Raw genomic sequence first — 22,535 nt, 5'->3', positions numbered from 1 at the left:
GCCGAGGCCGCGGGCTTGGGTGGAAATGTCATGGTTCATTGGGCCACCGCCGGAACGGTACCGGGCGCGGTAATCGCCTCCACGGTGACGGGTAGGAACCAGTGGTAGGTATCCGAGCGAGGGATCTCGGCGTTCAGGTGCAACTGCCACTTGCCCGGTTCGAGCGGTGTCACGGCCTGCAACAGGGCCTCGCCGCCCGTACCCTGCAGCCCTAGGCCGACGTAATCGGTCAGGGAGGCTTGGTGCTCGCAAACGTAGAGGAAACGTCCCGAGGGATCGCGACCGGACGGCCTGAGGTCCGCACCCGACAGCGTCGCATGGGGCAGGGTGAAAACCGGAGGCGGTGCTTCGTGCAGCGGCATGCCCAACTGGTGCAGCAACCGCACGCCCGAGGGATCGGCGAGATAGAGGCTGCCGTGGTGGGGGGCGGCCCCGGTCGCGATTTGACCGGCAAACCGGTTGGCCACCAAGAGGTGAAGCGCCACGCGACCGCCACCGCCGGCCTTGTCCTGATCGTGGCCGCCCAGAACGTCGATTCGGCCGAGTCCGCTGATTTCGCGAGCCACCAGACAGATCGATCCGCCGGCCGATAATCCCACCCCGCGGGCGCTGATTCGGCCGTCGAGGCGAACCTGCCCGGCGCGAATCACCACCGATCCGCCACCGCGTTCACCGCCGCCCGGCAGGCTGGGCCACACCGGAGAATCGTAGAGTCGTGGAATCTCGGGCGGGATGGCCAGACCGCCGTGATGCGCGTGGAACCGCTTGTCCCCGCGCGGTACCTGCCAGCCGAGCCCGTCCAGGGCGATACTGGACTCGGCGTCGATGGCGAGCGTATCGCGAATGTGAATGAAAAGTGGTGAGCGATAGGACAGCGGGCGCGGCGGATGGCTGACGTGTGAACCATTGGCCAGCGAGAGGTTCTTGGCTTCGAGCAGATGCGCGACGTCCAACGAGGCGTTTTGAAGGAAAATCCGTCCTTTGGTCCGCAGCGCCGGCAGTTGATAGTGGCGGCCCTGGAGCGTCAAGTCGCCGATCGCGAGCACGGTACCTTCCAGAGCGCCGGTGGGCAATTCCAACTCTCCGCGTTCCGAAACGGTGATCCCGCCCAGGACCACCCGAGGTCCGATACTCAAGGTGGTGCCGCTGTCGATCACGAGGTGTGTTTCTTCCAAGCCGGTGCCGACGTCCAGGTGCAGCGTGCCTTGTGGTTGCCAGATCCGCTCGGGCAGGAACAGGCCCGCGACCTCGAGGTGAACGGCTTGTTGCGGGTTCTCGTCGAACAGAATGTCCTGATGGATCACGAGGTGATCGGCCGAGACGAGGTGGACGCCGCCGCGCAACTCCAGGCGGTCCAAGTGGAGCTCGGCCCGAAGTTCGGTGCCCGCGGCCAGTGGCGGCAGCGGTTGGGCGAGGACGAGCCGGCGGGTGTCGTTGTCGATGATCTTGACGCGACGGGTACCACCTTCGACGGGGACGACCAGGGTCGAGCCGGTCAGGCCGGGCGGCAGCGACCCGCCTGGCTGGAGTATGTTGTCTCCGTCGAGGTCGTCTGCCGCAAGTTGCCGGACGCCCAGCGACACCAGGGGCGTCCGGCCGGCATGCCCGCGGCCGGCGATAATCAGGTGACCCTGTTTGGCGCGGGTCCCCTTGAGGAAGATCGTGCCCGCGCCCGCTTCGGTCCGCCGCGTCACGGATTCGGCCGGCGCACCGAAGGCCTCGATGCTGCCGCGCCACCGGTCTCGGGTGGCGAAGGTCACGGCGATGCGGCCGCCTCCCTGGCCCAGCTCGGCGGCCAGCCCCTCGGCATTGGCGGAAATCCGGCCAGACCCGCGCAGGATGTTGGTTTCCAGACGGACAGCGCCATTGCTCAGATGACTCCAGGGGTCGGCCGATCCTGTCAGGTGCCCGTCGAGCAGCAGCTCCGCACAGGTCAGCCGTACCGACTTGCGGCCGTCCCCGCTGCGGAAAGGCCGTGTCATGGAGCCGAACACCGGGTTGGCACGACCGTCGGAAGCCACTCCTTCGCCACCGTAACTTCCTGGCAGATTTGGGTTTTCCCAAAGGTGACCTACGGGCCATTCCAGCGGCGTTTGTACGCCGGCGCCCTCGATCACGCTGGTCTCGTCGACCGTGACGCTGCCGTTGACGCGGATGTGATCCGCGCTGAGCCGGCTGCCGCCGCGCAAGTCGATGCGGTGGGCGGTCAGGGTCGGGATCACCGCGTTGCCGACGGCCGTCACTTCCAGCACGGCGCCGTCTTCGAGCACCAGGTGGCGGAAGTTGGCGGGTTTATCCAAGCGCACCCGCGTACCGCCGTCGATGATCAGGCGTTCGGCGCGCGGCACCTCCTTCAGCACCTGCCGCCAATTCGATAGGCGTTTGGTCGCCGGTGGGGTGAAGTTGTCGATATCCAGTTCGCCGCCCTGGTGTTCGAACTGTTCGGTGACGATTTCGTCGGCGCTTCGGAAGTTGGATGCCACGGTGAGCGCGTTGAAGACGTGGCGCCCGTGGTAGTTGTCGCCCGTGTTCATGGTCGCGAAGCCGGTATCTCCGGTTATGGTGTCGGCGCTGTTGTCCGTGATTCGTACCGGGGGCTCGTCGCGCAGTATCAGGAACCGGCCGGCCAAGTCTTCGGGAAAGGCCTGCCCTGGATCGCGCAGCGTGGTATCGCCGTCGGTGTCGTCCGTACCTGCGGTGCGGCGGCCAAGGCTGACGAGCGAAGTGAACGGCAGGTCGCGATCGGACATTTCCTCCATCCACGGAATGGTGAGGTGGCCGTTGGGATATCGATCGTTGACGCGGAAGATGGTTCCCGCGGCCCCGGCGGACAGCAAGGCGAAATTGCTCGCGGCGTTCACCGTGCCGCCCTCGACACTCAGGGTGCCGAAGAATTGGTCGCCATCCGGTTCACGGACGTGCAGCGCGATGCGCCCACCGGAGGGGGTGACCTCCGGCGCCACGTTGGTGACCCGCGAACTACCCTTGGCGATGAGGTAACCGCCGTACCCCTCGATGCGACCCACATCGATCAGAATCGAGCCGCCCGAGCCCAGAAAGTGAAGGTCGTCGTAGCGAGGGTCGTCGAGACCCACCCGAATTTTTCCTTCGAGCATGAGCGAGTCCGCATGGATCTCGATCACCCCGCCGAGGCCGCCAGGTCGATTGGGGCGGTAGAGGTTCCCGTAAGGTCGGTCGCTTCCGATCCCGCTCGCGGTCATCGCCTCGCCGCCGTGCGCGAACCGGTTGCCACGGTAGCCGGCCCCGTTCAGGGCTTCGATGGCGCTGGCGAAATCCTCGATGCGCAATTGGTTGGCGATGTGGAAGATCATCGGTTCGTTGGGCAGGTCTTCGGGCGCGTAGAGGCGGGAGCCCTGCCCGGACTGGGATCCACTGACGAGTGCCAGGTTCTCCGCGGTCAGCGTACCTGCAAAACCCATGTCTCGATCGAGGGTCAGGCTCTCGGCGCGGATGTCACCCACCAATTGAACGTGCGCGTCGTTGCGGGCCGCCGGGCTGATCAGCTCGCTGTCGATGAACAGGGTTCCGAGGATCCGCGACCGATCGGCCTGGGTCCGCTGCCGCAGATCGACCTCGGTATCGCCGGTGGCGAAGGTGATCCGACTGTTCTCGAAGCGGAACCGGGTGGTGGATAGCGGATCGGTCAGCGTGATGTGGGCGTGACGGGTGTTCAGGCCCGTCGGCGGATCGGCTTCGAGCCCGCCAAGTTCGGTCAGGTTGGGGTTTTCCTGGGAGCGGCCGAACACATCCACGTAGGTGCCGTCGCGATCTTCGCGATAGACCGTGCCCGCACCGGCCTCGAAGCCGCCGAAGGCGTTCAGGCTACCGGTGAAGCCGCTCAGGTCGGGGGCACTGATGCGCAGGCGGCCGCCGCCACCGCCTGGCGCGCTGGCGAACGAACCGCTGAACCCGTTGGCCTGAGCGGAGCCCGCGCCGGTGATGGCGGTGGTGGCCTCGAGCACGATGGTGCCACCGGAGCCGAATCTGCCGTTCGCCAGAATCCCGTCGGCGCGGATCTCGCCGTCCAGATGCAGTGAGGCGGCGCGCAACCGCACGTGGCCGCCTCCGCCGTTGGATCCCACCGAGGCCGGTTGGGCGATATCGCCGTAGCTGCCGCGTTCTTCACCGGCTCCCAAACCACCGTGTCCGTGGCTGTCGGTGGTGGCCGCATCGGGGTGGGCTTGACCGGCTGGATAGCCGGCTCCCGAAACGTCGATCAGCGCCCCTTCGAAGATGCGCAATGCACCGTCGACTCGAAGATCGGTCAGGGCGGGATGGGCGGCGTCCCGGGTGGGGCTCTGCCGCAAGGTCGCCCCGGGCAGCAGGGTCAGCGATGCAAATCGATGCGTGCCGTCGATCACGTGGTCGCCGGACGTCAACACCAGGCTCGCGTCTTCCATGGCGGTGTCGTCGGCGCCGAGATCCAGACCGTCGGATTGGACCGCGTCACCGGGGATCAGGACCAAGGGGACCTCGTGCGTCGTGCGGTTGTTGCGACCGTCTCTCGCGGTGACCGTCATCGGCGTGACTGAGGTGGTGGAGACCACCGGTGCGGCCAGGGTACCGGCATAGGGAGCCTGGGTCAGGGTGACCGGGGTTCCCCCGATCGAAAAGGCTGCGTCGAGCACACCCGAGGCCCGGTGCGGCAGGGCGCCGAACAGGGTGAGATCGCTGACGAACCAGTCGAAATCGTCGGTCGAGGTCCCGCGAACGATGAATTTCAAATGAATGTCACGACCGTTGAAGGTGCTCAAATCGAAGGTCGGGTCCCGTTCCACATTGTTTTGGAACCAACAGGGTCGTTCGAGGAAGTCGGGGTCCGCTCCGGTAAAGGGGCCGTCGTAGGCATCGGCGATCAAATAAGGCGCGGCCTCGAACCAGGTCGCCCCATCATCGACGCTGATCTCCAGAAAACCGCCGCTGTCGGAGGGGTTGGCCGGGTTGTATCGCGACACCAGCGAGTGGAACCGAATCCGCGCTTCGAGCGGCGGCAACGCGAGCGGACCGATGACCAATTCCGCGTGGCCGTCGGGCTCGCTCTCGCCTTTGTGTCCGTACCACCGGTCGCTGCCGGAGGTGCTCCAGGAGCACTGCGTCGGGTTGCCCGACAGGGTGGTTGCAACCCAGATTTCGTCGCGGATTTGGACGGGGTGGTGCCATGGGCTGACATCGGTGATGGAGGCCTCGAACGTTCGCGCTTCACCCGAGTCGACCAGCTCGAACGGTACGGGCGCGACCATCTCGATGGCTGGACCGGTACGGTCCGGCACCAATTGCAGGGACGCCTGTAACCGAGAGGTGATGCCGTTGGCGCCGGTCGCGATGCCCTCGATCGTGAATGGGCGTCGGTTGGTCGTCCCCGGAACCTGGTGAAAGCGGATGTCGTCGCTGAAGAGCTGGGTTTGCGGTGGGTGGGTGCCGTCGTCCAGCGTCAGTTCGGTGACGCCGCAGGCCCCCTCGCAGGTGACCCTGACAGCGTCCAATTGGTAGCGGTTGGGACTGCTTCGCACGGAAGCGTCGCCGTAGAAATGCCAAGCTACCTGAACCACCTGCCCGCTGTAGTTGAAGAGACTGAGGCTGTATTCCTGCCACGACCAGGACTCGGTGAAGGCGTATTGGTTGTAGATCGGGTTACGGGAATCGGTGATGCGATCCGCCGGTCCCGAAGTGCTCCTCGGTCCCAGGATCGTCCAGGTATCGCTGCCGACGGGTTTGATTTCCACGATGAGCCCGTCGTCGCGGCGATCGAAGCTTCCCGAGTGCCGGAACCTCAGGAAGCTTTGCGGCGGTACCGTGAACACCTCGCTAACCAGGCGCGATTGACCGTATTCGCGGTCGCCCTCCAGGCGCCACGAGGTCTGACCTTCACCCGGATCCGCCCGGTCCGCCGACCAGGGGCGCCAACCGTTGCCGGTTGGGTCTTCGTCGCGCCAACGGCCGAGGCCCAGTTCGAAATCCTGGTAGAGGGCGTAGACCTGGAACAGGAACGGCACGGTCTCGAAGGACTCCACCTCCGCGCCGGATACCGGCAGTTCCTGGCGGACGCTGAACAACGACTGTTGCGGCGGAACGATAGTCAGCATGTGCGTCAACGGGGTCTCGTTGCCCAGGTTGTCGAAGGCGCGCACGGCGATCTCGCGCTGAACCGCATCGCCGCTCACGGCCGCATCGATGGTGAAATGCGTGGTGTAGGGCGTTGTGGTGAGCGTGCGCGTCTGGCCGTCGAAGGTGATTTCCACGCGGTCCATGCCGGAGGCGTCTTCGGCGACGGCGGTCACCGTCAGCCCTTCGCCGTCGTGGGCGAAGAAGTTGACCGGCGCCGACAATTGAACGCTGGGACCGGTGCGGTCTTCGTTTCGGTAGTTCACTCGGATCTCGGCGATGCCCACGTTGCCCGACGGATCGAAGGCCCGAGCGGTGATCGCATACGTCTGGTTTTGATCGAGGTCGGGGCCGTTCCAGGTGAAGGAGGCTTGGGCGGACGTCGTTTGTTCCTCTTCCGCAAAGATCCGCGATTGGGTTTCGCCATCGAAGGTGGCTTCGATCCGTTGGATCAGGTGGTTGTCGTCGGCGCGGATCTCGGTGGTGAACGGCACGGCTCTGAAAATGTCCGCCCCGTCGGCCGGTGTCGCGAACGCCAGCTCGGGTGGCTGGCGGTCCGGTGCGGCAACGGTGACCGAAACCGGGTAGGTCCCGATCGCGCCGGCCGCGTCGGTGAAGCTTAGCTGGGCCGTCAGGGTGGTCTCTTCGCCGGGGCTCGGTGCCTCGAATTCGAAGAGGTAGGGACCCGCACCCTCGATGTTGCGCGTGACGCCCTCGAAGGTCGCGGTCGCCGAGACCAACCCGGTGTTGCCGGAAGCCTCGGCGCTCATTGTGAACGGCTGACCGGGAAGCAACTTGCCGTCGACCAAGGGGGCGACCTCGACCCGATCCAGGCGCGGCTGGGCCAAGACCAACACATCGCCGGGCGCCAGCGTGCAGCCCTGGCAGTTCTCGTCGATGTCGATGGCGTCGAAGCGCAATGCGGGTTGCATGCGGTCGCCTGGGTTCGCGGTCGGTGGCGCGGCAGAGAGAGTGAACCGCGTGCCGCTCTGCCAGGGTTCGGTCGTGAGAATGCGCGGCGTGTGGGCGGTGTCGCCGTTGACGACCAGGTAGTAGCCGCGGTGTGATTCCGCCAGGGTCAGGTTGGGCACGTTCAGCAGATGGTCGCCGTCGCCGCCGGGTGTGGACTGAACGCCGGTTGGCAGGGTTTGGGTCGCGAAGCCGGGAATCGGCGTGATGGGATCGGCGTGAGTACGGTCGTTGGCGATGCGCAGCGTCCCGTGGTTTTGGTGCGTGCGGTCCTGCACGACCACGGTTCCCGCCGAACGTCTGCCATACGCCGTGGTTGTCAGCTCGCCGTCGTCGAGGCGGTCGTAGCGCACCGCAATGCGCCCGCCACCGCCCGAACCGCCATTGGCCGAGGCGGTCAGGTCTCCGGTGAGGGTGCCGGCCTCGATCCAGATCGAGCCACCGGCGCCGCTGTCACCGTCCGCCCGAAAGGCTACGCCCTCGATGGCTTCCGCCGTCAGGTGCAGGGCGCCGCCCGCTCCGTTGCCGCTACCATAGGATTCCGGGTACAACGGCGAGCCGTACGTTTCCTGGCTGATTGTGCCCAGGCCGCCGTGATTGGTGTCGGCAAACGACCAATCGATCGTTTCGCTGACGTCGAACGCCGAAACACCGCTTCCCTGAATGCGGCGCGCGGTTACGTTCAGCGCGGCGCGAAAGGGCCGATGGGCACGCTCGATGGATGAATGACGTAACGTGCTGTTTTCCAAGGTGATGTCGCGAACTTCGATCGGCAGGTCGAACAACAGGTCGCTGTCGATGAGCACCAGGTCGCGACTCTGCCACTGTGGTTCTGCGAGAATCAGCCGCAGTTTCTGGCGCTGTAGCGCGAAGGGTTCGCTCACGATGTTTAGATCTTCGGCCCAGATGCTGTTGACCTGGCTGCCCTCGAGCGTCAGTTCTGCGACCTCGATGCGTCCGGGAAAGCCCAGTTGGGCGCCATTGCGCAATTCCAGCCGATCCAGTGCCAGGACAAAAGCGAGCCGGGTCCCCGCGGGCAGCGGTTTGGGGATATCGCCGGCGAGGGTAAGAGTTTCGTCGTCGCTGGCGGTGATTCGGGTTCGATACGCCTGGTTCTCGTGGGTAAAGGCCAGGAGTAGGCCGGCGAGATCGGGCGGGAGCAGGTTCCCGGGCACCCTGAGCAGGCGCCGGTTGTCGGTGTCGCTGTCGGTGGCGGGCATGATGATTGGTGGACCACCGCTGACCCCGGTCAACCGGCGGCGCTCGGTTTTGTTGAAAGGTTCCCCGGTAAATCGCTGGTCGACGATCAAGTCTCCATATTGTTGGTCGGGACCTTTGAGATACAGCGTGCCGGCACCGTGGTTGTTGCGCACCCTACTGCTGTTGTCCTCGCCCAACACGACCTGAAGCCCATTCAGGAAGGTCGTGTCGCCACCGTGATAGATGGCGATCCGGCCACCCGCGGCGTTGTTGCCCGCGACGCTGAGTATGCCGCTTCCCGAAATTTGGGGGGCCGTCAACCATATCGAGCCGCCCGCGCCGTTGGTGTGACCGTCCGCATCCAATCGCCCGTTCAACGCCAGGCTACCGGCCTGGATGCGAATGGCACCGCCGCCGTTCGCGCCGCCGGTTCGGGTGGGTTCGGCGAAGGAACCGAACACCGGGTGATCGATCCATTGTCCGTCGGTGTCTTGCCTCAGTCGACCGAAACCGCCGTGACCCCATCGATTGAACGGTGATTGCCCGGCCCAAGCGAAGGGGGTGGGATCGACCTTGGTGGCGCCGCCACTGGTGATGACCGAGGTTGCATCGACGCTGAGCGCGTTGGTAATCGCCACCCGCAGGCCGTAGCGCACACCGCTGCCATCGCGATCGGCGACGTTCCACACCGAACCGTTGCGCAAGGTGACCGAGTCGGCCGCCAATGATTGGTTCTCGTCGGCGAGGGCGGCGGTCAGGGTGGCACCGTCCAGCGTGACCGAACCGACCTGCACGGGATGGTGGTAGACCAGGGCGGCGCCGTTGCGTAGCGTCAAACTGTCCAAATCCAGGGGGACGTGACTCGTGAGCCTGAAGTTTTCCAGGACCAGGTCGGGAATGCCCAGGTCCTCGAAGATCTCCAGTGCGCCGTCGCGCAACGCGAACCCGGTGGGGTAAGCCACGTTTCGCGCGCGAATCGAGCCACCCTGCAGTACCAATTCATCCGTGATCTCCACGCGATCTGGAGTGGCCAGGTGGCCGTTGCGCAACTCCACCACGTTGAAGCGGTGCAGGCCGCCGTAGCTTTGACCGGGAGTGAGGCTGGGGAACGTCGTGGCCGGCGTCAATGCTGCTTCGGTGTTGGCGGAAATCAGTGCCGGTTCCTGGCCTTCCACCTCCAGGTAGAGACCGGCCAGACTTTGCGGGAAAGGCGTTTCGGCTTCCGGATCGATGCGAATGCGATCCTCCGACGCGCCATCCGTCGCCGTGCGGAGGCCCAGGCCGGGAAGCGGCGTGCTGCCGGGTCCGGCTTCGGTCGTGCCGTTGTCGAGGATCAGCTTGCCGAGCGGCCAACGCGCCGACCGTAGGAAAACGGTGCCGGCACCGCCGCCGGTTTGCGTCGCTCGCGCGCTCATGGTCCCGGTGAAGCCGTCCAGATCGCTTGCGTGTACGGCGATTCGGCCCGCGCCACCGCTGGTCGCGTCGGCGCTGAGCCGGCCCTGGCCCGTGAGCAGCGGGGTTTGGATGAAGATCGATCCGGCGCCCCGGCCCTGCTGATCCACATCCAGATGACCGTCGATGGCGACCGATTCCTCGGCGTCGATCGCGATGCGCCCGGCAAAGCCCCAGGAATCGGCGAAATAAAGACTGCCGTGGGTGACGGCGCCGGGGCCTACGCCGGCAGCCAGCCCGCCGTGGTTGGGTCGTCGCGGGTCGGACGTCTCGAAACGCGAGCCGGCCTCGCGGGACACCAGTGTGCCGGCCAGCGTGAACTCGCGAACTCGAAAGTCCAGCGGTGATGCGGGATCCGAAGGCGTGGCGACGGTCGCGGGTGCACCGATGGTGACGCTGTCGACCGCGACGGTGCCACTGAGCACATGATCTCCCGAGCTGTAGTCGATGGTCCGAGCCTGGATATTCCCCGTCAAGCGCGTCGAGGCGGTATCGTCCAATACCAGATTGTCGAACAGCAAGTCGCCACTCAGCGAAGCGTCGGCCCCAAGGGCGAGTCCTGGCGTGGTATCGATGCGGCCGTGGCGACCGCGCAGGGATGCGTTTTCAAGCGCGATTGCGAAGCGTGCGTTGCCGCGCAAATCGACCCGCGCGGCCTGGCGGACGATCAGGCGATCGATGGGCAGCACGATATCGACCACGTCGCCTGTCTGAAAGGTGCCGAACGGCTGATCGGGCCGTGACCAGAGCTGGTCGCCGTCCTGTCGGTAGATGGACCCGGTGGTCGCGGGCCGATCGCGGTTGACGACTTGCAGGCCGGGGTAGGCCCCGAACGCGAGACGATGGGGCCGGGTGACGACCTCCCCGGTTTCGGGATCGGTGACCGTTTCGGTCACGGCCAGGGTCAGCACTTGAAAAGTTTGATTGGCGACGACGTGCTCGCTCACCTCGATCTGCTCGCCCACCACCAAACCGGCCTGACCCGGAAGCAGGGTTCGGTTGGAAATACTCTGGCTGCGGCTCGGTCCGCCCTCGATGGTCAAACGATTCAGTCTGCCGTCGGCCTGGCCGGGATCCGCGACGCTGTGGAACAGGGTACCGTGGCCGCAGCCCGTGGCGCCGCGGGCGCTCAGGATTCCTTCAAAGGGCCCGTGTATCGCGATGCGGCCACCGCTTCCGCCACGAACCGTGGCCTGGTCATCCGGAAACCCGTTGGCCGAGACCATTCCTTGCCCGGACCAAGTTGTGGCTTCCAACCAAATGCTGCCGCCGGAGCCGAAGGGTTCGCCACCCGATTCGCTGCGGCCATCGGCGCGAATCTCGCCGTCGAGCCAGATCGAATCGGCGGTCAGTTTCAGGGCCCCGCCGCCGAATAGGCTGCCGCCGGTGGTCGGCTCGATGGGCGAGCCGTAGACCTCGGTGTCGTTGTCCACATCGTCGGCCAAACCGGCGTGGCCGGCGTGACCGACGCTCAGGTTCAAGGCGTTGGGCCAGGTGGGATAGCCCTTGCCGCCGAGGTCGATGCGGCTGGAGGCGTCGACGACCAGATGGCGTTCGATCAGCAACTCCGTGTGCGCCACGTTGCTTTGACCGCGATCCGTTGGCGGTTGCGAAAGCACGGCGCCGTTGACGAGAACCAGGTTTTCGAACGAGTGCCGACCCTGGATGAGATTGTTCGTACCCAGCAAGATCACCGATTGGCCCTCCAGGGAGGGATCTCCGCTACCCAGATCGAGATCGCGAAGGACTTCGCCGTTCAGGTTGACCAGCGTGGCGCGGGCGATTCCCCGAGCGCCGCCCAAATCCGATGCTTCCAGGCGAACCGTCAGTGTTTCGCGGTCGCGCCAGGCCTCGGGAACGGTGGTTTCGGCCTCGATCTGAGCCTCACTCCCCGAGGCCACGCCGTTGGCCACCTCGGTGTCCTCCACCAGCAGGCGCCATGCGCCGAGTCCGTCGGGATCGCTGAGCCTGGCTCGGATAGTCAGGTTCAATCCTTCGGGAAGGAACAGTGGCAGCGGCTGGTTGTTTTGCGGGGTGATCAGGCTCAGCTCCGGAGCGCCCTCGGTGTCGATGGGCTCGACAGTGACCGAAATCGAGGCCGAACCGCGATTTCCGCGGCGATCCACGGCTTCGACGCGGAGCTGGAACGGGGTTGGTTCGGTGACGTCGGGTGGGGAGAAGGTAAGCTCGCGGGTATTGGCGTTGCCCGATGTATGCAGCGCGTCGTTCACATAGAGATGCAATTCCGAAAGCCCCAAAAGGTCCTCGGCCGCGAAGCGCAGCACGACGGATTCCGATTCGAACAGGGTCGCACCATCCAATGGTTCCGAAATGGCCACCGTCGGTGGCACCGAATCCAGAGCGACAGTGAATTGGCCTTCTCGACTGACAACCTGACCGATGGCGTCCTCGACCTCGAAACGCCAAGCCACCGTGCCGGGCTCCAGGTTGGGGCCGAGGTTGAGGAAGACCTGATGGTTGAGGCTGGTACGATCGGTTTGTCCGCTGTAGAAGCGGCTGGCCAATCCGCTGAGCGTCAGCCGCCAATGGGCCAGCGCACGGGCGTCGCTGAGCGAAAAGACCATGCGTTGGGGCTGCAGTGGGTCGACCGGGTTGAAGGCGGGCGCGATGTCGACGATCGCCGGAGGCGCATCGAGACTGAGTTGCCGCACGCCCAAGTCGAGCGTGTCGCGGTCTAACTCGAACGTCGATTCGTGGTAGCCGAAACGGGTGCGGTCCTCGATGACCAGCTCGTAGCGTCCATAGGGCAGATCCTCGAGCGCGAAATGACCGTTGGCGTCGGCCGTGACGGAGGTGGCTCTGGTTCCGCTTACCGAAATGGTGGCACCTGTGGCCGGTTCTTCGTCGAACGAGACCAGGCCGCTGACAGTGCCCGTGGGTTGCAGCCGAACGGTGATTTCGACGGTTTCGCCGGCAGTGGAGATGCGGCCTTGGGCGGCACCGGTGGCACCCGAAACGGGATCGCGCGCTGCCACCTCGAAGGTTCGCGCCATGACCTCGACCAAGCGAAACCGGCCCTGCTCGTCGCTGACTGCGGTTTGTTCGAAGATGGCCGGGAGACCCGGCAGGGTGAGGGTGACATCGGCACCGACGACGGGTTCGTCGCTCCCATACGCGAGCACCTGCCCGCCAACCGTACCGGTGGCCTCCAACTGAATGTCCACGGCCGTCGTGTCACCGGCCTCGGTAAGTGCCGGAGCACGGACGTAACCCACCAGGGCTGGCGCGCGAGCCACCAAATCCTGTGGCCTACCGAGCGGGATCAGGTCCATCATGTAGGCGCCCTGCGCGTCGCTACGCTCCACGAACGCATCCCACTGGATTTCGGCTGCGGCGACGGGATCACCCGCCAAGTCGAGCACCCGACCCAGGTAGCCGGCTACCGGCGCCATGCGCAGCAGGGCCTCGGTCCGCGGTTCCTCGCCCAGCTCCACCGTGGTCCGCAGCCCGACCGGGTTGTCGTTGGACCAGGCCTTGACCGGATAGCGGCCCGAAGCGAGGCCGCCGATCTCGACCGTGCCCTGGCCGTCACTGGCCACGGGCGCGCGATTGCCCACCTGGGCCTGACCGACGGCGGGGTAGGGCCCGTCGAACAGGCGCAGGACCAGGCCGCGCTCACTGACGTCGAGGGTCAAGGTGTGGGTTTGGCGCGTGCGGACCTTGGACGTGTTGGCCACGATAAGCGTGATCTGGTTGTTGCCGATGACGAAGCCCTCGGGCAACAGGTTGAAGGTGGCCGAGCCGCCGTTGCCATCGTGGGTGAATCTGCCGGTGATGTCGTGACCGTTGACCGTGATCGAGGTCCGGCTGGGATCGACTTCCGAATACTCCGTCGGTTCCGCCGTGGTGAACGACAAGGTGAACGGAAGGCTGGAGATGGTGGCGCCGCTCTGCGCAAAGGTCAGCTCCGGTGGGCTGGGATCGAAGTGAAAGTCGCCCAGATCGCGATCCTCCTGGAAGCCCTCGTAGGTGAATTCGCGATAACCGGCACCCGCCGAGACCGAGAGCGTGAACGGTCTGCCGGCCGGAATGGCTTCCAGCGCGAATCGGCCGTCGTTGCCCAGTTGACGGCTGATGGTGCCGCGATCCATGCGCAGCGAGACGGTGGCGTTGCGCGGGTTGGGATCGACCACCACGACCCTGCCGGTAAGCGTGATGACGCGTGGTGTGACGATGTCGATCGGGTTCAGCCCCGCGACGAGGGTGTGGTCCTGGCTGTGGTGGAGCATGTTGGTGGACACATGGGCCGAGAGGCGAACCGGCCCGATTGGTTGATTCTCGAACACGAAGGCGCCGTCGGCCTGGATGTGGGCTACTTCGAAAACCTCGCCACGGTGCAGGCTGACGGTGCCGCGATCGAACAACTGGCCGGCGGCGTCGCGCACGGTGCCGACCACGATCGCGGTCGGCGTGAGGCGTAATTCGCGATGGTCGTCCCGAGCGGGCATCTCGATCAGGGTTTCCAGCCGACCGGTGTGTCCGGCGGAGTAGGCCTTCAGCAGGTATTCACCCGGGAAGACGCGGTCGAGTTGGAAGCCACCGGTGTTGTCGGTCTCCGTCGATGCGGCCAGGTAGTAAAATTCCGTGTCCGTGTAGGCTCCCGGCAATGCGACCATGCGATGGAGTTCGACCGTGCCGCCGATGATGGGCTCGATACCGTTGGTGGCCAACAGGTTGCCCGCAAGCGCGAAATCGGGTGGGAATTGGATTTGGAGGTCGAGGGTCTCGTTGTCCTGGGTCAACTCGATTTCGGTGGTCGCGCTGTAGCGTTTCGACTTGGCGTCGAAGGCCCGAACCTGATAGGTGCGCCAGGGAATGAAGGGGAAACCGAAGCGACCGTCGGCCTGAATCGCGGTGCTGATGCGTTCCAGTCGATTGCCGCGGGCCACGTTGCGGTACTCGAGCTGGGCGGTGCCGCTGGTGATCGGCGAACCGTCGTCATAGCTGACGAGGCCCTCGATGCGCGAGCCACCGGAGAGCCGGATTTCCAGGTCGCGAATCGGCTGCGGTACGCCGTTTTCGTCGACCTCGACGGTGGCCTGGGCCAGTCCGGTGCGCGGTCCATCCCGTTCCCGGGCCCTGACCGAAAAACTTCCCCGCTCCACCGGCTCGATGAAAAAGCGGCCCTGGCTGTCGGCCTGGTAGGCGCGCGTAGGCGGGTCGGGCAGCCAAACGTGGGCGAACGCCGCCGGGCTGCCGTTCGCTTCGCGCACCGTGCCGCTGAGGAAGGTGGTGGGACCCAACTGGAGCGTGACCGACCGGGTTTCGTTGTGCTGTTCGAGACGTACTGCCGCGAACGCGATCTCGCGGGTATCGGGGTGGTAGGTGGCGACCACGAAATCCTCGAACAACGGAATTCGCGTGAACCGGAAATCGCCCTGATTGAAGGTGCTGATCGCCCGGGAGAAATCACCGTATCGCCGGGTGTGGTTCTGCAGGTAGACCCGATGAGCCCCGGCCAGCGGTGCACCCTGGGCGTCCAGGATTCGGCCGCTGATGGTGCCGTAGCCCGGGAACGTGAAATCCAGCGCCACCGAATCGCCGCCCCCGCGCTCCAGGACGAAGGTCTCGTACAACCTACTCCCGTCCGGGTGCGTCCCGTGCAGCACGTAGAGGCCGGAGGTCATGCCCCGCAGGCGCAGCTCGCCGTTGCCGTCGGTGGACCCGGTGGTGCCGCCCTCGATGAAAGTCTCCTCGTTCCTGATGTCGCGAGCGATGGTGACCTGGGCCCCGGTGACCGGAGTCTCGTCGCGCTCCAGCAGCCGGATCCGCAGATCGATGGGGGGCTCCAAAAGTAGATCCCGTTCCAGGTTCCCGGAGCCGGCGTCGAACGTCAGGAACACGTGAGCGGTTCGGCCGGTGAGGTTGTCGCTCGCCTGGATTTCGTAGCGACCCGTGCGCAGGTCGGGCAGCCGGTAGGCGCCTTCGGCATCGGTGCCGGTGTAGAGTGTCGCACCGTCTTGGGAGACCAGGGTGATACGCGCGCCGGGAACCGGCTCTTCTCCCTGCAACACGCGACCGAACAAATCGGCGGTGACGTCCGGACGCAGGAGGATGTCCAGGTCGGGCTGGTAGGGCGAGGTCCGCACCTCGAGCGAGCCCTGCCGCGCGGTGAACGGATCGATACCGAGCAAGCGGTAGGCGCCCATGGGCCAATCGGTGAAGCCGAAGCGACCGGGTGTCTCGCCCGTGTCCGGTTGGGTCAGTTGCTGCTCCAGCAAGGCACTTCGTTGGAAGAGTTTGACGAGGGCGTTCGGCAAGGGCTGTCCGCTCTCATCCAGAAAGCTGCCGCGAATGTTCGAGGCGGATTCGAGGTTCAAGGTCAGGTCGATCTCTTCGCCGCTGTCCGGCACCACGAAGCTGCGTTTGGCGATCAGGCCATTACCCGCAATCGCCCGAAGCAGAATGCGCCCGGTGGGCACGCCTTCCACGCGATAATGGGGCTCCCCAGCGCGAACGACCCCGATCTCCAGGTCCCCGGCACTCATGGGCAAGAGATACACATGGGGATTGCCCGGTTCCTCCTCCACGATTCGAATCTGGTCGTAGGCCAATCCGACGGTGGCGTAATCGACCGGGTTCCCCTCGGCACCCTCGACTCGGATGTTCAGATTGGATCGCCCACGCAGCACCAGGTCCTGGCGAAACGACACGCCGCTGGGCAGCAGGGCTTGAACCGCGGTGAAGTCCCCCGAATCCGTATCCAATCCAATCAATTGAACGGTATGGCCTCGCTGGTCGATGAGGTCGGTGAATCGGTATTGGCCGGCTTCGTTGGTGCGCACCGAAAGCAGGGTCGGCGAACCTTCGAGCGCTCGGGAAATCTGAACCAGCGCACCCGATACCGGCAGGCCCTCGGAATCGAAGACGGTGCCGAACAGGTCGGCCTGCTCGGCCGACGGAAAACTGAGCACGATGTCGCGGTGTTCGGCGTTGTCCAACACCCCTTCGAACACCGCCGTTTCACCCAAAAGATGATGGAAGCCCTGAACCGTGAAGGGCCCGTGGTTGAGGTCGTCGAAGCGCGCTTGCCCTTGGGCGTCGGTGTAGACCCGATGAGATCGGGTCAGCGTCGGGCTGCCGAAATCGGCGCCCGAGGTACGCGGTCGGATCGATTCGATATCGACGCGGCCCACGATCGGTTCGCCGTTGCCGTCCACCAGACGAACGGCGAAGCCACCCACGCCGCGTTGGTGCAGTGCGAGCCCACTGATCGGGTGGTCGGTGACCGTCACCTGCAGTTGGGCCACGCGGGGCCAGTCGGCGGCGACGATCAACCACTTGCCCGGCTGATCGGTTTCCACGGACCAGGTGCCGTCGATCGCGGTCTCTGTCTCGACGCGAAATGAGGGTGGGTTGGGCGGGGTGAGGTTGACCGCTCGGATCGGTACGAAGGCCATCGGTTCGCCGGCGCCGTTGCGCAGGATGCCGGAAAGTCTCTGGGTCCCCGGCAACACCACGTCCAACTGCTGGACAGGGGCTTCGGACGGAATGCGTACGTTTCGGGTCAGGCTCGGTCCCGATTCCGTCGATGGCTGCTCGAAGAACACCTTGATGTCGGTATCGAGCGGTAGGAACCGGATTTCGTAGGTTCCGTCGATGTTCGTGTAACCGGTGATGTTGCCGAACGAAAGAAGGCTCAAACCGTACCGCGCGGGGCGACCGTCGGCATAGGTGACCCGCCCGCGCAGGGTTCCCGCGAATCGCGGCGGCGGGCTATGGGGAAAGGTGTGATTGAAGGTGTTTTCTCCCGGCTCGGCGTTGAACGGCAGCCGTGCGGGTCCCGACAGGTGCCCATGCAGGATCGAGATCAGGCCCTGGCCCGCCACGGCGTCTTCCAGGCGGAAAAATCCGTCGGCGTCGGTTCGGGTGAAGCTGTTGTAGGTAATGTCCTGGGGGCCGACGAGAAAGGGAGAACCGAGGACCACGTGATACACCTGGGCCCCCGCCAACGGTTGGGCGTTGCCCGCGCCATCCGCGAAGGTGATCTGTCCGGAGATCCGTGCGGGTGCCGTGACGATGTCCACATCGATCGTCAGTGGGCTGTTGTGGGCGGTCAGGTAGCCCGAGGTCATGCCCAAGGCACCGATCCCCCCGGCTTTCACCAAAATGGGGCCGACGCTCAGATTGTCGATGCGGTAACGTCCTTCCGCGTCGGTCGTCGTTCGCCCGGCGTTGCCCGTCGTTTCCTGGTTGGTGGCGTACACGTCGACGAAGGGTGCCGGGCGGCCGTTGTGAAACACCGTGCCGGTGATGTCGGCCTGCCGATCGAACGCGAAATCGACCCTGATGACTTGACCGTTGCTACGGGGCGTGAACGAAGCGCCGCGTCCTCTGCGGTCGGCCAATCTCACCCAAAGAAACAGCGGGCGAACGCGTTGTTCATGTAAAAGCCGCCGCACGTTGACTGGGATGAAATCGAACGAATAACTGCCGTCGGGCGCCAAGGGTGTGGTGAGATCGTATCCGACTCGTTGCGTGCGAGGGTAGATCGCCATGCCACCGCTGAAATCTTCCGTATCCGGATCGGTCACTCTGCCGATGACGCGGATCCCTTTGTAGTAGGTGGAACCGTCGAAGGTTCCCTCCAAGTCGTGCAATCGCTCCCCGTCGCGACTGGTGATGCCTTCGATGCGATAGGAAATCGGGACGAAGGGGCCCAATGGCATTTGGGCTCGGGCCACGATGGTGCGGCGATCCGGTTGAATCCTGGCGAGGTGCACGGGCTGGTCGTTGATGAACAGGTGTTCCTGCAGCGGGTAGATCGAGCCCAGGTCGACGCTCTTGGAAAAATGAAACACCACGTTTTTGCCCGAGGGGTCGGACGGCCCCAGGTTTTCGGGGCTGGCCTGGGCTACGTGGCGCAGGGCGAATGGCTTCGCGCCCAAGATCTGCGCCGGAAGGGTGGTGGCGGGGTTGTCGTCCCGTTCCAGTCGAATTCGGCCGACGTCCGGGTCGAAGCTCAGCCGGAGCCGGGTCCCGACGTTTTGGGGCGCCGCCGAAAAGGTGAACAGGTCGCGACTGCCGTTGCGGGGAAAGACACCGGAAACCTCGATTCGACCACCCTGAGTGGGATGGATATCCACGATGGGAGTGGCGTCGTTCACGGCAACCCAGACCAATCGTTCGCGCTCGGAAAACGTCAGCATCGTCCCGAACGGGAGATCGCGACGGCCGTCGCTGTGGAGGATCTGGCCGGCCTCGTTGCGCGCGGACAGTTCGAAGGGTTGGTCGCTTTTGACCAGCAACCCGAATTGGTTGGGACTCTCGTCATTTTCCAACGCGATCGCACGGACCGCATCGATGCCCAGGCGCTTGTTGTCGGGAAAGGCTTGACTGAAGGCGGTCGCGAATGCCGCTTCGGCACTGGAAATGCCTTGTTGGATGCGGCGCCGTCGCAATTGGTCGATCGGCAGGTAGTTCCCGCCGGCGCGTACCCAAGTCGCGAACAGACGCGCCAGGGCTTCGGATTCCTCGGATCCGGCGGCCCGGGCGAAACCGGCCATGGCGAAGGTCCTGGCGAGGCTTTGAGCCGCCGCGGCGTTGATCGGGAGCTGGCCGGAGGGTAGCCGCTCGGGGCTTTGGAAACTCAGGTTCAGGGCGGCCTGAGCCAGTTGGCGCAAGTCGTGGCGCAGTTCGAGCGGGAACAGATTGAAGGTCTGCGGGAAGACCAGCGAAGTGGGCGACTGGCTATCGGGGTCGCCGACACCGGCGCGCAGGGTCAGCGCGCCGGAAGGACCGTCTTTCACCCGAAAGTACCCGGCCTGAACCGAGCCGGTGTACAGCGCACGCAACCGGTAGGCAACCGTAGCCGTTGCGCCTGGCGGCACCGTGGAGAACGTCTGGGTCGGATCGCCTTCGACCCGCTCGCAGCCGACCAGCGATTCCGGTGGAAGGGTGACACTGAAACCGGAAAGCGGTACCGTGGCGTCGTTGGTCAAATGCATCCGCAATTCGTAGCGCTGATCGCTTTCGACCGTATCCGGATGGTCGAAAACGACGCTGTAGGCCGGCGACTTGATGTGTACCGTGGTTTCGGCCTCGGATTCGAAGCGATTTCGGCTGCCCTCGAAATCCACTTCGCCGCTCATGTTCAGCACGATCTCGTAACTGCCCTCGCGTTCCGCCCGCAGTACGAAGCCGGTACCCGCATCTTCACCCGGTCCGATGCGATCGCGGTCGTCGCCGGTGCCCGCTTCCCCGTCCGCACCGGGATGAACCATGGGTTTGCTGCGACTGTGTCGAATGGTCAGCGGTAGGCCGAACGCGTCCGGGTCGGGCAGCGTGACCGTGGCCATCATGCGTTCCAAGTGGACGCTGGCACCTCGAGGTGCGCGGTTCATCACCAGCGCGGTCACTTCGAAATGGTCCTTGAGATAACTGAAATGACCGGGAACCAAAATAAGGGCGGGCGTGAGCGGCCAGATCGAGTCGGGTTCCACACCGCCCTCGATGGCCGGCCTCGTGAAACCACCCCCCTCGAGATAGGTGGGAAAAGCCAAACGAAAGCCGGCCTCATTGAACGGATTGGTTATTTTGAAGGGGCGGGATCCGATCGGGTTTTCGCTGTTCGGCTTGGGTTTGGGGAAGGCGGCCTGGACATCCATCGTTTCCCTTCGCGACCCGGTCAACAGACTGAAGGTGAATTCGAACACCTCGTAGTCGTCTTCGTTGAACAGGTACCCCAGCTCGGCGAGGTCTTCCGCGGTCAGGGGGCGGACGGCGGCTTCGGTGACGATGAAATCGTCGATCGCCTCCACGATCGCCTGGCGTGGCTCGGCAAAGGCCAGGGTTTCCTCGCCGAGCGTCAGGCGCACGTTGCGAATCTCGTAACGACCTTTCTCAACGAAGAGGTCGCGGCCTGCCGAGAGAAAGGCAGCCGTCGCCGGGGCGTTGAGGGCCACGGGCGCGGCGAGCCCGGGCCCGCTGAGTTCACCGCGGAACTCGGCACCCTGGGGGACGGCACCGTCATAGCGCATTTCCAGCACCACCGCCGGACCCTCCGGGTTGACCAGGATCGTCTGGTTCTCGGGACTCAGCCTCAGCCCTTGCCGTTCGAACACGAATCGCGTTTCGGCGAGAGGATCGGACTGGGACATGAGCGCATCGGGGTGCCCAACCAGGGCTGAGAGTAGCAGGAGGAAACCGAACCGAAGACGCATCTCGTGCCTCCCTGAAGTGACGGCATTCACATGAAAATCGTTCTCTTCAGATCTCGCGGGAGCGAAAGGGCCAAAGGAAGTTACCGCAATGGGAGGGCGGCCTCGGTGTGGGCGTGTCTAACGAGCCGGCAGGCGACGCGACCTGTGCGAAACTGAACGTTTTGGGTAGCCATCACCGCCTACACGGGCAAGAGCTTCGCGGTGAGGTTCAAAAACGATCTTGAACACAATAGCTTTCATTTTCTTGTCATGAGAATTGGTGCTCCATATACTACCTGGCCCGGTTAAGCGAAGTAAACAGGAAAAGTTGGGTTGTCGGGTTTTTTAATAGTGTGACTATTCGTTCCGGTTCTTGGAGGGATTTCTCCGTAGATTCAGGGTGTCGAACCGCTAAGTCTTTTTTTACCACTGAGTTCACGGAGGTCACGGAGGAAAGCGTTGAATGGCTGAAAAGACAAAACCAGCCTTGAACCACAGAACGCTCGAGTGGTTTCTTGGAGGGACATCGGACATATTGAAGAAGATTTATGAAAATATTATACTGTAAACATATGTGTTTAAACAATTTGTGTGAAGTGATCTGGCTCCGTTGCCTCCGGTGAATCCACCCGAGCTTCTTGCTGTTCTGGAAGACTACGCCCTCTCAGCCATTCGGCGACATCCTCCATGTTCTTCGTGAACTCTGTGGTTTTAAAAAGTTTATGCCTTAGGAACCCTGAACCTTCGAAGAAATTCCCTCCACGAAACCACGGGTTTCCTGGACGAAATACAAGGCAACCTGAGGCGCCATTCAAAAAAGCCCAGGCGAAATCCTGTTGGGCTTGTTGCTATTGAAACTGTGTCTGAATCAGGTTCTGGCGCTCGATGCCGACAGCACAACCAGTTAGGCCACATGCTCTCTCGTCCTGAAGTGCGGTGGAGCACCTGGTTCTGAAACCTCCGCACACCTCTTCGAACGGACGATGGTGCTGTCGTTGCCCTTAATCGAAATTCCTTCGATAAACTGAGTCATTCCAGATGGTGAGGTTAGGAAATGAAACTCTATGTTTGCGTATTGATGGTGTGTTCGGCGTTCTTTTTTCAAGACGCGATTTCCGACAAAACGGCGGAGGCCGCCGCTGCCGGGTTGATGAAGCAATTGGGCGGCCGCCTGAAAGCGGGTCTCCAGGAGGGGGGGCCGGCGGAAGCGATTCGAATTTGCAACGTGGAAGCCATGCCCATCACCGGCAAGGTTTCCAAGGAACAGGGCCTGACGCTCAGCCGCATTACGGATCGACCCCGCAACCCGAAAAACCTGGCCACCGCATCCGAGCGCGATCTTATGGATCTCATGCGCGCCGACCTCGAAAAGAAGGCGTTGAAGCCGCTGTATCGTTTGGATGGGGCCGTCTACAAACCGCTCTTGATTCAACCGGTGTGTCTCACCTGCCACGGAGAGAACCTGCCTCCCCAGGTGGCGGACAAAATTGCGGAGTCCTATCCCGTGGACCGTGCGGTGGGGTATCGGCCGGGCCAATTGCGCGGCGCGATCAAGGTCGCCCGCAATCCTTGAGTGAAGAAGGTTCCGGTCGAAGCCAACCATGAATGAATCTGATCGGCGTTTCCCGT

Annotated in this window: 2 protein-coding genes; one reads left to right on the top strand and one right to left on the bottom strand. The window is 64.1% G+C overall.

Annotated features, from left to right (window positions below):
* Positions 1–35: 35 nt before the first annotated feature.
* The gene (locus J3U87_RS28075) at positions 36–20,927 is read right to left on the bottom strand and encodes a carboxypeptidase regulatory-like domain-containing protein (protein WP_237379104.1); all 20,892 of its coding nucleotides are present in this window, start codon (positions 20,925–20,927) and stop codon (positions 36–38) included.
* A 1,033-nt stretch (positions 20,928–21,960) separates the two neighbouring features.
* Here J3U87_RS28075 and J3U87_RS28070 point away from each other — a divergent pair.
* On the top strand, positions 21,961–22,479 hold the full coding sequence (locus tag J3U87_RS28070) for a Tll0287-like domain-containing protein (protein ID WP_237379103.1): 519 nt from the start codon (positions 21,961–21,963) through the stop codon (positions 22,477–22,479).
* The last annotated feature ends 56 nt before the right edge of the window (positions 22,480–22,535 follow it).

The sequence above is a fragment of the Sulfidibacter corallicola genome (genome assembly GCF_017498545.1).
GTDB lineage: Bacteria > Acidobacteriota > Holophagae > Acanthopleuribacterales > Acanthopleuribacteraceae > Sulfidibacter > Sulfidibacter corallicola.
Note: the sequence above shows the minus strand (reverse complement) of the source record. Positions and strands in the feature narration are given on the sequence as shown.